Genomic DNA, 12,827 nt, shown 5'->3' on the forward strand with positions numbered 1-12,827 from the left:
CGCGCCGGTGCCGCGCGGCGTCGGTACGGTGGGGCCGTGGCACCCGTCCTGATCAACCCGAGCATCCTGTCCGCGGACTTCGTCAACCTCGAGCGCGACCTGCATCGGATCGCGACGGCGGACTACGCGCACGTCGACGTCATGGACCAGCACTTCGTGCCGAACCTGACGATCGGCCTGCCGGTGGTGCGGCGGATCGCCGAGGTGAGCCCGGTGCCGCTCGACGTGCACCTCATGGTCGAGGACGCGGACCGCTGGGCGCCGCAGTACGCCGAGGCGGGTGCGCGGTCGGTGACGTTCCACGCGGAGGCGACGCAGGCGCCGGTCCGGCTCGCGCGCGAGCTGCGGGCGGGCGGCGTGCGTGCGTCGGTGGCGCTGCGCCCGGCGACGCCGGTCGAGCCGTTCCTCGACCTGCTGGCCGAGGTCGACATGGTGCTCGTCATGACGGTCGAGCCGGGGTTCGGCGGTCAGGCGTTCATCGAGGGCACGCTCGCGAAGGTGCGGCGCACGCGTGAGGCGATCGTCGCGGCGGGCGCGGACACCTGGGTGCAGGTCGACGGTGGCGTGTCGCGCGACACGATCGGGCGGATCGCGCGCGCCGGGGCGAACGTGTTCGTGGCGGGCTCGGCGGTCTACGGCGCCGACGACGTGGCCGGCGAGATCGCGGCGCTGCGCTCGCTCGCGGAGCACCCGACGACCGAGGCGTGAGCCGCCCGCGGCGCGCGGCGCGGCGCCGCTGACGGGCCGTCCCGTGCGGTCGTGGGCGGTGCGCGTGGCGGGAATGACCGCTGTGGCATCATCGTTGCAGAACACACACGTGCTCCGGGGTCGGTGAAAGTCCGAGCCGGCGGTGACAGTCCGCGACCCGTGAGCCCCGCGAGGGGCGAGCGGTTGACCTGGTGGAACTCCAGGACCGACGGTGAAAGTCCGGATGGGAGGAGACGCGTGCACGGTGCGCCCCTGCGCGCGCCGTGACGGTGCGTCGTACGCCCGTGCACCCCGGAGCCTGTCGAGGCGACGGAGGTGCGGGGCATGGTGACGACGACGGCGGCCGTCCGCCCGTGCGAGCTGGCCGCGATGACGCGTGCGCTGGAGCTCGCGTCGCGCGGTCCCCTGGGGCCCAACCCGCGTGTGGGCTGCGTGCTGCTCGCCGCCGACGGCACGGCCCTCGGGGAGGGCTGGCACCGGGGGGCGGGCACGCCCCATGCCGAGGTCGCGGCGCTGGCCGACGCCCGCGAGCGCGGCGCGGACGTGCGGGGTGCGACGGCCGTGGTGACGCTCGAGCCGTGCGACCACGTGGGCCGCACGGGGCCGTGCTCGCTGGCGCTGCTGGCGGCGGGCGTCGCGCGGGTCGTGGTGGGCGTGGCGGACCCGAACCCGGTCGCGGCCGGGGGTGCGCGGCGGCTGCACGACGCGGGGGTCGAGGTGGTCACGGGCGTGCTCGCGGACGAGGGCGTCGCGGCGCTGGGGGCGTGGCTGCCCGCGGTGACGCGCGGGCGCCCGTTCGTGACGCTGAAGCTCGCGGCGTCGCTCGACGGTCGGGTCGCGGCGGCGGACGGCAGCAGCCGGTGGATCACGTCGGACGTCGCGCGGCGGCACGCGCACGGGCTGCGCGCGGAGGTGGGGGCGATCGTCGTGGGGACGGGTACGGCGCTGGCCGACGACCCGTCGTTGACGGCGCGCACAGGTGACGGGTCGCTCGTGGAGCACCAGCCGCTGCGGGTCGTGGTCGGGTACCGGGACGTGCCCGCCGACGCGCGGCTGCGCGGCCCGGGCGGCGAGCTGGTCCCGCTGCGCACGCACGACCCGGCGCGGGTCCTCGCGGCGCTGCACGCGCGCGAGGTGCGGCACGTGCTGGTCGAGGGCGGGCCGACGCTGGCGGCGGCGTTCGTCGCGGCGGGCCTGGTCGACGAGGTGCACGCGTACGTGGCGCCGGTGCTGCTCGGCGCCGGGCCGGCCGCGCTGGGCGACCTGGGCGTGCGCTCGATCGAGGACGCCGTGCGGCTGGTGCCGCGCGAGGTCCACCCGCTGGGGCCCGACGTGCTGGTCGTCGCGACCCCCGAACCCCGGTCGGCCGCGCACGCGTCCGCCACGTCGCTGGAGGAGCGCTGATGTTCACGGGCATCGTCGAGGAGCTGGGCACGGTCGTCGCGCTGGAGGCCGGTGCGGACGCGGGGGGTGACGCGCGGCTGCGGGTGCGGGGCGACCTGGTGACGTCCGACGCGCGCCTGGGGGACTCGATCGCGGTGAGCGGCGTGTGCCTGACGGTCGCGGAGCTGCCGGGCGACGGCACGTTCGTCGCGGACGTCATGCCGGAGACGTTGCGCCGCTCGGCGCTGGGCGCGCTCGTCGTGGGGGACCGGGTCAACCTGGAGCGGGCGCTGGCGGTGGGCGGCCGGTACGGCGGGCACGTCGTGCAGGGGCACGTCGACGGCGTCGGCGTGGTGCGCTCGCGCCGCCCGGGGCCGCGGTGGGACGACGTGGAGATCGGTCTGGACCCGGCGCTCGCGCGGTACGTCGCGGAGAAGGGGTCGGTCGCGGTGTCGGGCGTGTCGCTGACGGTCACGCACGTGGGCGACGACGTGTTCGGGGTCTCCCTGATCCCGACGACGCTCGAGGTCACGACGCTGGGCAGCCTGGCACCGGGCGCGGCCGTGAACCTCGAGGTGGACGTGCTCGCGAAGTACACCGAGCGGCTGCTCGCGACGTCCGGGGCGCTGCGGTGAGCGGGCACGCCCCGGGTCCGGTCGGGGACGAGGTCCGCGTGGGCACGGTCGAGGAGGCGCTCGACGCGCTGCGGGCGGGCCGTCCCGTGCTCGTCGCGGACTCCGCGGACCGGGAGGACGAGGCGGACGTCGTGCTCGCGGCGCAGTCCGCGACGCCCGAGTGGGTGGCGTGGACGATCCGCCGCTCGTCGGGCTACCTGTGCGCGCCGATGCCGGCCGAGCGCGCGGACGCGCTCGACCTGCCGCTCATGGTGCCGAGCAGCCAGGACCCGCGCCGCACCGCGTACACCGTGACGGTCGACGCGGCCACGGGTGTGACGACGGGCATCTCGGCGGCGGACCGGGCGCGCACGCTGCGCGTGCTGGCCGACCCGGCGTCGGGCCGCGGCGACCTGATCCGCCCCGGGCACGTGCTGCCGCTGCGCGCGGTGCCCGGGGGCGTGCTGCACCGGGCGGGGCACACCGAGGCCGCGGTCGACCTGTGCCGGCTGGCCGGCCTGGAGCCGGTCGGGGCGATCGCCGAGCTGGTGCGCGACGACGGTCGGATGGTGCGGCTGCCGGAGGCGGCGGCGATCGCCGCCGAGGCGGGCCTGGTGCTGCTGACGATCGCGGACCTGCAGGCGTGGCGCCTCGCGCACGACGACGTCGCACCCGCCGCCGGCACCGCCCCGGAGCAGCCGCGCGTGCACGCGACGCACACCGCGTACCTGCCGACCGCGCACGGCGAGTTCCGGGTGCACGGGTACCGCGACCTGCGCACGGGTGACGAGCACGTCGCGCTCGTGGCGGCCTCGGGCCTCGTCGACGAGCCGCCGGTGCGCGTGCACTCCGAGTGCCTCACGGGCGACGCGTTCGGCTCGGCCCGGTGCGACTGCGGCCCGCAGCTCGACGCGGCCCTGCGGATCGCCGCCGCGGAGGGCGGCGCGGTCGTCTACCTGCGGGGGCACGAGGGGCGGGGGATCGGGCTGCTCGCGAAGGTCGCGGCGTACGCGCTGCAGGACGCGGGCCGCGACACGGTCGAGGCGAACGTCGACCTCGGCTGGCCCGCGGACCGGCGCGAGTACGGCGCGGCCGCCGCGATCCTCACGGACCTCGGCGCGCGCCGCGTCCGCCTGCTGACGAACAACCCCGCCAAGGTCACGGGCCTGCGCGCGCACGGCGTCGAGGTCACGCAGGTGCGGGCGCTCGAGGTGGGACGCACCCCGCACAACGAGGCGTACCTGCGCACCAAGGCCACGAGCATGGGGCACCTGCTGCACCTCGACGACGCACCGGACGCCCCCGGTGCGTCCGGGACCCCGGCGCCCGGCGACCCCGTGCGGGTCGACCCGGTGCACGCCGCGCCCACGACCGTGGGCACCGACACGACCGACCACGCGTTTGACCCCCTGGAGGAGCTGGCATGAGCGGCGCAGGATCGCCCACCCTGGACGTCGACGGCACCGGGCTGCGCGTCACGGTCGTCGCCGCGAGCTGGCACACGACCGTCATGGACGGCCTGATCGCCGGGGCCCGCCGCGCGCTCGACGACGCGCACGTCACGGACGTGCGCGTCGTGCGCGTGCCCGGCACGTTCGAGCTGCCCGTGGCCGCGGCGCGCGCCGCGCAGGACGCCGACGCCGTCGTGGCGCTGGGCGTCGTGATCCGCGGGGGCACGCCGCACTTCGAGTACGTGTGCCAGGCCGCGACCGTGGGCCTCACGGACGTCGCTGTGCGCACGGGCGTGCCCGTCGGCTTCGGCGTGCTCACGTGCGACGACGAGCAGCAGGCGCTCGACCGCGCCGGGCTGGCCGGGTCCCACGAGGACAAGGGCGCCGAGGCCGCGCAGGCCGCGGTCGCGACGGTCCTCGCGCTGCGGGGGCTGTGACGTGGGCCCGCTCGGCTGGCTGTTCGACGCGACGCTGACGGTCGCGGGGTACGACGTGCTGTGGCGCGAGATCGTCGGCAACCTGTTCGGCCTCGCGGCCGCGGTCGGCGGCCTGCGACGCCGCGTGTGGGCGTGGCCCGTGGGCGTCGTGGGCAACGTGCTGCTGTTCACGGTGTTCCTCGGGGGCGTGTTCCACACGCCGCAGCAGACCGACCTGTACGGCCAGGCCGGGCGGCAGGTGTTCTTCGTCATCGTGTCGGTGTACGGCTGGGTGCGGTGGCGCGGCGCGCAGCGGGCCGCGGCCGCGGGCGGCGACGCCGACGCACCGGCGGTCGTGCCCCGCTGGGCGGGTCGCTCCGGCTGGCTCCTCATCGGCTCGGTCGCGGTGGTCGGCACCGCCGCGTGCGCAGCGGTGTTCTCGGCGCTCGGCTCGTGGGGCCCGTGGGCGGACGCGTGGATCTTCGTCGGCTCGATGCTCGCGACGTACGGCATGGCCCGCGGCTGGATCGAGTTCTGGCTCATCTGGATCGCGGTCGACGCGGTCGGCGTCCCGCTGCTGCTGTCCGCCGGGTACTACCCGTCGGCCGTGCTCTACGCGGTCTACGGCGCCGTCGTCCTCTACGGGTTCGTCGTGTGGTGGCGCGCCCGGGACACGGCCGCCGCGGCCGACGCCGTGGACGAGCGCGTCCCGACCGCCTGACGTCCGCACGTCCGCGGACGTGGACGGCGGCGCGACCCGCGCCGTCGCGCGTCTAGGCTGGTCGGTCGTGAAGACCTTCGACGCGCTGTTCGCCGAGCTGTCCGACAAGGCCACGACCCGCCCCGCGGGCTCGGGCACGGTCGCCGAGCTGGACGCGGGCGTGCACGCCATCGGCAAGAAGATCGTCGAGGAGGCCGCCGAGGTGTGGATGGCCGCCGAGCACGAGTCCGACGAGCGCGCCGCCGAGGAGATCTCCCAGCTGCTGTACCACCTGCAGGTGCTCATGCTCGCCAAGGGCCTGACGCTGCAGGACGTGTACACGCACCTGTGACGCGCCCCCACCTCACCCCACCGAACCACCCGAGGACACCGTGCTGAGGATCGCCGTCCCCAACAAGGGCTCGCTGTCGGAGCCCGCCGCCGAGATGCTGCGCGAGGCGGGGTACCGCCAGCGCCGCGACTCCCGCGAGCTCGTGCTGCCCGACCCGGACAACGACGTCGAGTTCTTCTTCCTGCGTCCCCGCGACGTCGCCGTGTACGTCGGCGCCGGCACCGTCGACGTCGGGATCACGGGCCGCGACCTGCTCATCGACTCCGCGTCGGAGGCGGTCGAGCACCTGCCGCTCGGCTTCGCGCGCTCGACGTTCCGGTTCGCCGGCGCCGCCGGACGCCTGACCGACGCGCGGCAGATCGCCGGGCTGCGCGTCGCGACGTCGTACGCCGAGCTCGTCGCGGCGTACCTGCGCGAGCGCGGCGTCGAGCCCGAGGCCGTCGTGCGCCTCGACGGCGCCGTCGAGTCCGCGATCCGCCTCGGCGTCGCCGACGTGATCGCCGACGTCGTCGAGACCGGCTCGACGCTGCGCGCCGCGGGCCTCGAGGTCTTCGGCGAGCCGATCCTGCGCTCCGAGGCCGTGCTCATCCGGCGCGCCGACGTCGACCAGCCCGCGGGGCTCGACACGCTCACGCGGCGCCTGCAGGGCGTGCTGACCGCGCGCGAGTACGTCCTCATGGACTACGACGTGCCGCTGCACCTCGTCGACGACGCGGTCGCGATCACCCCCGGCCTCGAGTCGCCCACGGTGTCGCCGCTGCACAACGGCGAGTGGGCCGCGGTGCGCGCGATGGTGCCGCGCAGCCAGACCAACCGCGTCATGGACGCGCTGTACGACGTCGGCGCGCGCGCGATCCTCGTGACCTCCATCCTCGCCTGCCGGATCTGACGTGCCCACGCCCGACGACGCGCTCGCCGCACCGTTCCGCCCGCGCCTCGCGCGCGTCGTGACGCTCGCGGTGGCCGTCGTCGTGCTCGCGCTCACGGCCGTGCTGGTGCTGACCATGCCGGGGCTCGCACCGCTCGACCAGACCGGGTTCGCGCTGTTCGGGCTGCTCATCGCGTGGTTCTGCTGGCGGCAGGCGTCCGTGCGCGCGGTGCCCGACGCGACGGGTCTGCTGGTGCGGAACCTCCTCGTCACGACGCACGTCGACTGGGCGCAGATCGTCTCGGTGCGCTTCGGTCAGGGCCGGGCCTGGGTGCAGCTCGACCTCGCCGACGGCGACACGCTCGCCGTCATGGGCGTGCAGCGCGCCGACGGCGCGTTCGCCGAGCAGGAGGCCCGCCGCCTCGCGACGCTCGTGGCCCGCCGGACGACGACCGCCCGCGACGACTGACTGACGGCCGCGCGCGGGCCCGACGAGCGACCAGCTCGCCCCGCACGCTCGGCCGCGGCGTCCGACCGGGGGAGCGGACCGTCAGCCCGCGCGCACCGCGTGCACGCCCGCGACGGCCGCCGCGAGGAACGCGGCCGGGTCCGCGTCCAGCCGCCGCCCCATCGTCGACAGCGTCACGGGGGCCTCGCGCAGCGCGTCCAGCAGCGCGTCGTCGGCGGCGACGCGCACCGCGCGGTGCCGCCCCCGCGGTGCCACGAGCGTCGCGACCTGCGCGTCCACCCGGTCCGCGAGCGCCGCCCACGCGCCCGACCCCGGCTCGGCGAGCAGGTCCTGCGGCGTGCCCGGCAGGTCGGGCGCGAAGGCCGGCACGACGACGTCGCAGGCCGCGAGCGCGACGCGCCCGTAGGCGGTCAGGGAGTGGTGCGACACCCCGAGGTGCCGCTCGCGCGCGTCGGCGCCCGAGATCCGCAGCGACGCGACGGGCCGACCGCCGAGGGTCGCGGCCGCGTTGAGCGCCTCGCCGGCGGCGACGCCGGAGAAGCCCCAGCGGGTGCCGGTGCCGAGGTTCCCGGGGCCCTGCGCGACGACCACGAGGTCCGCGTCGAGGACGTGCCGCGCGGCGAGCAGCCCGGTGTGCACGGTGACGGCCTCGAGGTCGCCGCCGAACGCCTGGCCGGTGGTCACGCACGCGTCGATCCACCCCGCGGTGCGCAGGGCGTCGACCGCGCGCGAGAACCACGCCGGCAGCGCACCGCCGTCGGTCATGACGTACACCACGCGGGGCGCGGGCCGCCCGGCGGTCACGGCCGCGGCGCGCGCACCGGCGACCACGGCGGGCAGCGCCGAGTGCAGGTCCGCCACGACGACGGGCATCCCGGCGAGGTCGTCGGCGTCGCGCAGCACGTCGTGGTGCGGGGACTCCTGGTCGTCGACCCCCAGGACCATCGCCTGCAGCGGCGTGTACCGCGCCTTGACGAGGTGACCCGGTCCGGGCAGCGGGTCGGGCACGAGCGCGTCGGTGCGGGCGACCACGAGGGCGTACCCGCCGGTGCCGAGCCCGCGGACCAGCGCGGTGACGTTGAGCAGCACGCGCGCGCCCGGCACGACCTCGCCCACGAGGTGCGGGTAGGACAGCGCACGCACCGTGCGGTCCTCGCCCTCGAGGGCCACGGTCGACTCGCACGCACCGTCCCACCGGGCCCGGCACTCCGTCACGACTCCGGCACGCCACGCGATCACGCGCCCACGGTACCGGCGCGCCGCACGTCACCGGGTCGGGCGGGGCGCCCGCTGCGACTACCGTGGTGCCCGATGCCCCCCGCGATCCCCCCCGCCGAGCGCCTGCTCAACCTCGTCATCGCCCTGGTCAACACGCCGGGACGGATGACGAAGGAGCAGGTGCGCTCGTCCGTGGCCGGGTACGGCGACGCGCGCTCCGACGACGCGTTCGAGCGGATGTTCGAGCGCGACAAGGACACGCTGCGCGACCTGGGCATCCCGGTGCTCACGGTGACGCACGCGGGGCACGGCGACGACATCGGCTACCGCATCGACGTCGAGCACTGGTCGCTGCCCGCCGTCGAGCTCACGGCCGCCGAGCTCGGCGTCCTCGCGCTCGCCGCGCAGGTGTGGCAGGACCAGTCGCTGCGCGCCGACTCGACGCGTGCGCTGACCAAGCTGCGCGCCGTCGGGGCCGAGCCCGGTGCGGCCGACCTGGTCGCGGGTCTCGCGCCGCGCGTGCGTGCGGGCGGCGACGCGTTCGGACCGCTCGTCGACGCCGTGCAGAACCGGCAGGCCGTGCGCTTCACGTACCACGCGGCGACGACGGGCGAGGTGCGCGAGCGGCGCGTCGAGCCGTGGAAGCTGCTGGCGCGCCGCGGCGGCTGGGTGCTCCTCGCCCGGGACCGCGACCGCGGGGCGAGCCGGTCCTTCCGCCTCAGCCGCATCCGGGGGCCGTGCGGCCGCTGGGCCCTGCCGGGGGGTTCACGGCCCCGACGCCCGAGGAGCTCGCGGACGCGTCGCGCGCGTGGGTGGGCGACGGGCCCGAGCGCACGGCGCTGCTGGCGGTGACCCCGGAGCGCGCCGGTGCCGTGCGCGCCCGCGCCGTGCCGGTGCCGCCCGACGTGACGCTGCCCGTGGGCGCCGACCGCGTGCTCGCGGGGCGTGAGCTCGTCGCGGTGCCGTACCGGCTGGGCTGGGAGCTCGCCGAGGAGGTCGTCGGGTACGGCGACGCGGTGGTCGTGCTCGAGCCGGCGGACGTGCGCGACCAGGTCGTGGGGATGCTGCGGGTCGCCGCGACGCTCGACCGCGCGGGTGCGCGCGTGAGCGGCGGCGTGGAGGAGGTGCGCGGTGCCTGAGCGCGCGAGCGACCGCCTGGTGCGGATGCTGGGGATCGTGGCGTACCTCGAACGGCACGACGACGTGCCCGTCGAGCAGCTCGCGGCGCAGTTCGGCGTCCCGCCCGAGCAGGTGATGGCCGACATCGACACGCTGTGGGTCACGGGCACGCCGGGCTACCTGCCGGACGACCTCATCGACTTCGACGCCGCGTCCTACGAGCAGGGCGTCGTGCGGCTGACCGAGTCGCGCGGCATGACCCGCCCGCTGCGCCTGGGGCCCCGCGAGGGCGTCGCGCTGCTCGCGGCCCTGCGCTCGCTCGCCGCGCTGCGGCCCGCGCTCGACGCCGACCGCGCCGCGGCCCTGGACTCGGTGCTCGCCAAGGTGCAGGCCGCCACGGGTGACGCCACGGCCGCGGCGCCCGTCGAGGTCGAGCTGCAGGTCGGCGCGGCGCCCGCGGTGGCCGCCGCTATCGGCACGGCGCTCGCCGAGCGGCGTCGCCTGCGCCTGCGGTACGTGGACGCGTCGGACGTCGCGACCGAGCGCGACGTGGACCCGGTGCGCCTCGTGAGCGAGGACGACCGCTCGTACCTGCTGGCGTGGTCGCTCGCGGCCGACGCGGAGCGGCTGTTCCGCCTCGACCGCGTCGTCGAGGCGACCGTGCTGCCCGCCGCGGCGCAGTCGCACGACGTCGCGGCCGACGCCGACGTGTTCCAGCCGGACGCGTCGGGCGAGCTCGTGACCGTCCGGCTCGCGGGCCGCGCGCGCTGGGTGGCCGAGTCCGTGCCGGTCGAGCGCACGCACGAGCGCGGCGACGGGTCGTTCGAGGTCGAGCTGCGGGTCGTGCAGCCCGCGTGGTTGCGGCACCTGCTGCTGCAGGTCGCGGACGACGTGCTCGACGTGCGCCCCGTCGAGGTGGCGCAGGACACGGCCGCGGCCGCACGCGCGGCGCTCGACGCCTACGCGCCGCTGCTGGGCGCGGGGGAGGTCTGACGTGCTCTGGTTCACCGTGTGGACGCTGCTCGTGCTGGGCACGCTCGGCGGCGCGTTCCTGCTGGGTCGGCGCCTGTGGCGCTCCCTGGTCGGCCTCGGCGAGGAGCTGGCCCGCGCCGGCGAGGTGGCCGAGCGCGTGTCGCAGCAGGCCGCGGAGCTCGAGGCCCGCGCCCGCGACGCCCAGCGGGAGACCCGCCCCACCCTGGGGGCGGACGCCGAGGTGCTCGGTGCGCGGCTCGAGGAGCTGCGCGCGGTCCGCCGCCGGCAGCGCGCGCAGCGACGTGCGCGGCACCGCGACACCGTCGCCGACGCGTCGCGCCGCTGGTTCGGCTGAGACCGGCGGTCACCCCCGCGGAGGTCACGAATCGGGACGCATCCCGGCGAAGCGCTTCGACAACCCCGGGCCACCCCGTAGACTCGGAGCGGTCAGCACCGCCACCCATCCGAGGGAACGGACTCGTCATGAGGCTCACCCCGACGCACGCCGTCATCCTGCTCGTCGTCGTCCTGCTGCTGTTCGGCGCGAACCGGCTGCCGGGAGTCGCGCGGAGCATGGGGCAGTCGCTGAAGATCTTCAAGAAGGAGATGCAGGACCTCACGGGTGACGGCACGTCGACGTCCGCACCCGCCACGCCCGGTCCCGCGACGACGACCTCCACGACGACGCCCCCGGCCCCGGGTGCGCCCGACCCGGTCGCCACCACGGCACCCGAGGGCTCCGAGGTCCCCCCGCCGCCGCCTGCACCGCCCGCCGCGCCGCGCTCCTGACCCGCCCGTGACCCGCACGCCCGCCGCCGACGGCGGCCGGATGCCGCTGCGCGCGCACCTGCGCGAGCTGCGCCGGCGGCTCACGCTCATCGCCGTCGGGCTCGTCGTCGGCACGGTCGTCGGCTGGTTCTTCTACGACCCGGTGTTCCAGCTGCTGCAGCGGCCCATCCTGGACGTCGCCGCCCGGCGCGGGGACACCGTGTCGCTCAACTTCCAGGGCGTCGCCACGGCCTTCGACGTCCAGATCAAGGTCTCGCTGTTCCTCGGGGTGCTCGGCACGAGCCCGTGGTGGATGTACCAGCTGTGGGCCTTCATCACGCCGGGGCTCACGCGCCGCGAGCGCGGCTACGCGGTCGGGTTCATCGCCGCGGGCGTGCCCCTGTTCCTCTCAGGCGCCGCACTCGCGTTCTGGGCGCTGCCCAACGCGGTGCGCCTGCTCACCGACTTCGCCCCCGCCGAGACCACCAACTGGGTCGACGCGCAGCTGTACCTCAGCTTCGTCATGCGCATCGTGCTCGCGTTCGGCGTCGGGTTCCTGCTGCCCGTCGTCATGGTCGCCCTGAACTTCGCCGGGCTCGTGCGGGCACGCGCCTGGCTGGCGGGCTGGCGCTGGGCGGTCGTCATCGCGTTCACGTTCGCGGCCGTGGCCACGCCCACACCTGACGCGATCTCGATGATCGTGGTGGCGATCCCCATCTGCGTGCTGTTCTTCGTCGCGATCGGCGTGTGCCACCTGCACGACCGCCGGCTCGACCGCCGGCTCGTCGCGCAGGGCCTGCCGCGGCTCGACGGCACGATGCCCGGCGAGGACGCCGACGCGCGAGGTGGCGGCGCCGCACCGGGCACCGCGTGAGCACCCTCGGCCTCGTGGTCAACCCCGTCGCGGGCGACGGTCGCGGCGGCGTCGTGGGGGAGCGCACGCACCGCCTGCTGGCGCGCGCCGGGCACACAGTCCGGGACCTGTCCGCGCCGAGCCTCGTCCAGGCGACCGACCGTGCGCGCGCCGCCGTGACCGAGGGCCTCGACGCGCTCGTCGTCGTCGGCGGCGACGGCATGGTGCACCTCGGTGTCGGCCTCGTCGCCGGCACCGCGCTGCCGCTCGGGATCGTCGCCGTCGGCACCGGCAACGACGTGGCCCGCGCGCTCGGCCTGCCGCGCGGCGACGCCGACCGTGCCGTCGCGGTCCTCGACGCCGCGCTGCGCACCGGCGCCCGCCGCGTCGACGCGGTCCGCGTGACCCGCGGGGGCGACGGCGGGGTCCGCTGGTACGCGGGCGTCCTGTCGTGCGGCGTCGACGCGGCCGTCAACGCGCGGGCCAACACGCTGCGCTGGCCGCACGGCCACGCGCGGTACGTGCGCGCCCTGGTCCCCGAGATCGCGGCGTTCCGGCCCTACGGGTACCGCGTGCGCGTCGACGGCACGCTCTGGGAGGCTCCGGGCACGGTCGTCGCGGTCGCGAACACCGCGTGGTTCGGCGGCGGCCTGCGCGTCGCCCCCGGGGCGACCCCCGACGACGGGCTGCTCGACGTCGTCGTCGCGGGACCGCTCACGCGCCGCGACGTCGTCGGGCTCTTCCCGCGCCTGTACCGGGGCAGCCACGTCCACGACCCGCGCGTGCAGGTCCTGCGGGGGTCGCGCGTCACGGTCGAGCACGTGCCCGACCTCGGCCCCGCGCCGCCCGCCGCGTTCGCGGACGGCGAGCACCTCGGAGCCCTGCCGCTCGAGGTCGAGGTCGTGCCGGGCGCGCTCGGCGTGCTCGGCTAGCGCA

The 12,827-nt window shown here is 76.6% G+C and carries 17 protein-coding genes and 1 riboswitch; of the genes, 16 read left to right on the plus strand and 1 reads right to left on the minus strand.

Translation table 11 applies throughout. The features are described from left to right. Positions 1–36: 36 nt before the first annotated feature. The 9 genes from rpe to GY42_RS04280 all read left to right on the plus strand — a co-directional run bounded on the left by rpe (position 37) and on the right by GY42_RS04280 (position 6,961). A complete protein-coding gene (gene rpe / locus GY42_RS04240) occupies positions 37–708 on the plus strand; it encodes a ribulose-phosphate 3-epimerase (RefSeq protein ID WP_046528386.1) in 672 nt (223 codons plus the stop codon). A 105-nt stretch (positions 709–813) separates the two neighbouring features. After that, positions 814–947, plus strand: a riboswitch (FMN riboswitch). Positions 948–1,032: 85 nt separating this feature from the next. Then, the gene (ribD, locus tag GY42_RS04245) at positions 1,033–2,112 is read left to right on the plus strand and encodes a bifunctional diaminohydroxyphosphoribosylaminopyrimidine deaminase/5-amino-6-(5-phosphoribosylamino)uracil reductase RibD (RefSeq protein ID WP_046528387.1); all 1,080 of its coding nucleotides are present in this window, start codon (positions 1,033–1,035) and stop codon (positions 2,110–2,112) included. Beyond that, positions 2,112–2,726: a riboflavin synthase gene (locus GY42_RS04250; RefSeq protein WP_046528388.1), complete on the plus strand. Its 615-nt coding sequence runs from the start codon at positions 2,112–2,114 to the stop codon at positions 2,724–2,726. Before ribD ends, GY42_RS04250 begins: the two co-directional genes overlap by 1 nt. 38 nt (positions 2,727–2,764) lie before the next feature. Continuing rightward, positions 2,765–4,132 carry a bifunctional 3,4-dihydroxy-2-butanone-4-phosphate synthase/GTP cyclohydrolase II gene (locus GY42_RS04255; RefSeq protein ID WP_046530524.1) on the plus strand — a complete coding sequence of 456 codons (1,368 nt, stop codon included), beginning with the start codon at positions 2,765–2,767 and terminating at the stop codon, positions 4,130–4,132. Next, the gene (gene ribH / locus GY42_RS04260; protein ID WP_046528389.1) at positions 4,129–4,593 is read left to right on the plus strand and encodes a 6,7-dimethyl-8-ribityllumazine synthase; all 465 of its coding nucleotides are present in this window, start codon (positions 4,129–4,131) and stop codon (positions 4,591–4,593) included. Before GY42_RS04255 ends, ribH begins: the two co-directional genes overlap by 4 nt. Position 4,594: 1 nt before the next feature. Further along, positions 4,595–5,293 carry a nicotinamide riboside transporter PnuC gene (pnuC, locus tag GY42_RS04265; protein WP_046528390.1) on the plus strand — a complete coding sequence of 233 codons (699 nt, stop codon included), beginning with the start codon at positions 4,595–4,597 and terminating at the stop codon, positions 5,291–5,293. 67 nt (positions 5,294–5,360) lie between these two features. After that, on the plus strand, positions 5,361–5,624 hold the full coding sequence (locus tag GY42_RS04270; RefSeq protein ID WP_046530525.1) for a phosphoribosyl-ATP diphosphatase: 264 nt from the start codon (positions 5,361–5,363) through the stop codon (positions 5,622–5,624). Positions 5,625–5,664: 40 nt separating this feature from the next. After that, positions 5,665–6,513, plus strand: a complete 849-nt coding sequence (gene hisG / locus GY42_RS04275) for an ATP phosphoribosyltransferase (RefSeq protein WP_046528391.1) — start codon at positions 5,665–5,667, stop codon at positions 6,511–6,513. 1 nt (position 6,514) lies between these two features. Continuing rightward, positions 6,515–6,961, plus strand: coding sequence for a PH domain-containing protein (locus tag GY42_RS04280; RefSeq protein ID WP_046528392.1), 447 nt, complete (start codon positions 6,515–6,517; stop codon positions 6,959–6,961). 81 nt (positions 6,962–7,042) lie between these two features. Here GY42_RS04280 and GY42_RS04285 read toward each other — a convergent pair whose 3' ends face one another. Next, positions 7,043–8,200 (minus strand): DUF3866 family protein, encoded by a 1,158-nt coding sequence (locus GY42_RS04285; protein WP_046528393.1) that lies wholly within the window; start codon positions 8,198–8,200, stop codon positions 7,043–7,045. A 72-nt stretch (positions 8,201–8,272) separates the two neighbouring features. On the opposite strand from GY42_RS04285, the gene GY42_RS19990 reads away from it, so the two are divergent. From GY42_RS19990 to GY42_RS04315, 7 genes are all read left to right on the plus strand, one after another. Further along, positions 8,273–9,031 (plus strand): helix-turn-helix transcriptional regulator, encoded by a 759-nt coding sequence (locus GY42_RS19990; protein WP_269082298.1) that lies wholly within the window; start codon positions 8,273–8,275, stop codon positions 9,029–9,031. Further along, a complete protein-coding gene (locus GY42_RS19995) occupies positions 9,028–9,318 on the plus strand; it encodes a hypothetical protein (protein WP_442856784.1) in 291 nt (96 codons plus the stop codon). The genes GY42_RS19990 and GY42_RS19995 overlap by 4 nt, the downstream gene beginning before the upstream one ends. Then, positions 9,311–10,291 (plus strand): helix-turn-helix transcriptional regulator, encoded by a 981-nt coding sequence (locus GY42_RS04295; RefSeq protein ID WP_046528394.1) that lies wholly within the window; start codon positions 9,311–9,313, stop codon positions 10,289–10,291. Before GY42_RS19995 ends, GY42_RS04295 begins: the two co-directional genes overlap by 8 nt. Position 10,292: 1 nt before the next feature. Continuing rightward, positions 10,293–10,625: a hypothetical protein gene (locus GY42_RS04300; RefSeq protein ID WP_046528395.1), complete on the plus strand. Its 333-nt coding sequence runs from the start codon at positions 10,293–10,295 to the stop codon at positions 10,623–10,625. Positions 10,626–10,753: 128 nt separating this feature from the next. Next, positions 10,754–11,059: a twin-arginine translocase TatA/TatE family subunit gene (gene tatA / locus GY42_RS04305; RefSeq protein WP_046530526.1), complete on the plus strand. Its 306-nt coding sequence runs from the start codon at positions 10,754–10,756 to the stop codon at positions 11,057–11,059. Between the two features lie 40 nt (positions 11,060–11,099). Then, positions 11,100–11,912, plus strand: coding sequence for a twin-arginine translocase subunit TatC (gene tatC, locus GY42_RS04310; protein ID WP_046530527.1), 813 nt, complete (start codon positions 11,100–11,102; stop codon positions 11,910–11,912). Further along, positions 11,909–12,823, plus strand: coding sequence for a diacylglycerol/lipid kinase family protein (locus GY42_RS04315; RefSeq protein ID WP_046528396.1), 915 nt, complete (start codon positions 11,909–11,911; stop codon positions 12,821–12,823). The genes tatC and GY42_RS04315 overlap by 4 nt, the downstream gene beginning before the upstream one ends. Positions 12,824–12,827: the final 4 nt, after the last annotated feature.

The organism is Cellulomonas sp. FA1 (assembly GCF_000986825.1).
Classification (GTDB): Bacteria; Actinomycetota; Actinomycetes; order Actinomycetales; family Cellulomonadaceae; genus Cellulomonas; species Cellulomonas iranensis.

Bases quoted from the DNA above. Each gene is read 5' to 3' on its own strand.
- ribD (WP_046528387.1), top strand. From the start codon at position 1,033: ATGGTGACGACGACGGCGGCCGTCCGCCCGTGCGAGCTGGCCGCGATG.
- GY42_RS04250 (WP_046528388.1), top strand. From the start codon at position 2,112: ATGTTCACGGGCATCGTCGAGGAGCTGGGCACGGTCGTCGCGCTGGAG.
- ribH (WP_046528389.1), top strand. From the start codon at position 4,129: ATGAGCGGCGCAGGATCGCCCACCCTGGACGTCGACGGCACCGGGCTG.
- GY42_RS19990 (WP_269082298.1), top strand. From the start codon at position 8,273: ATGCCCCCCGCGATCCCCCCCGCCGAGCGCCTGCTCAACCTCGTCATC.
- tatA (WP_046530526.1), top strand. From the start codon at position 10,754: ATGAGGCTCACCCCGACGCACGCCGTCATCCTGCTCGTCGTCGTCCTG.
- tatC (WP_046530527.1), top strand. From the start codon at position 11,100: ATGCCGCTGCGCGCGCACCTGCGCGAGCTGCGCCGGCGGCTCACGCTC.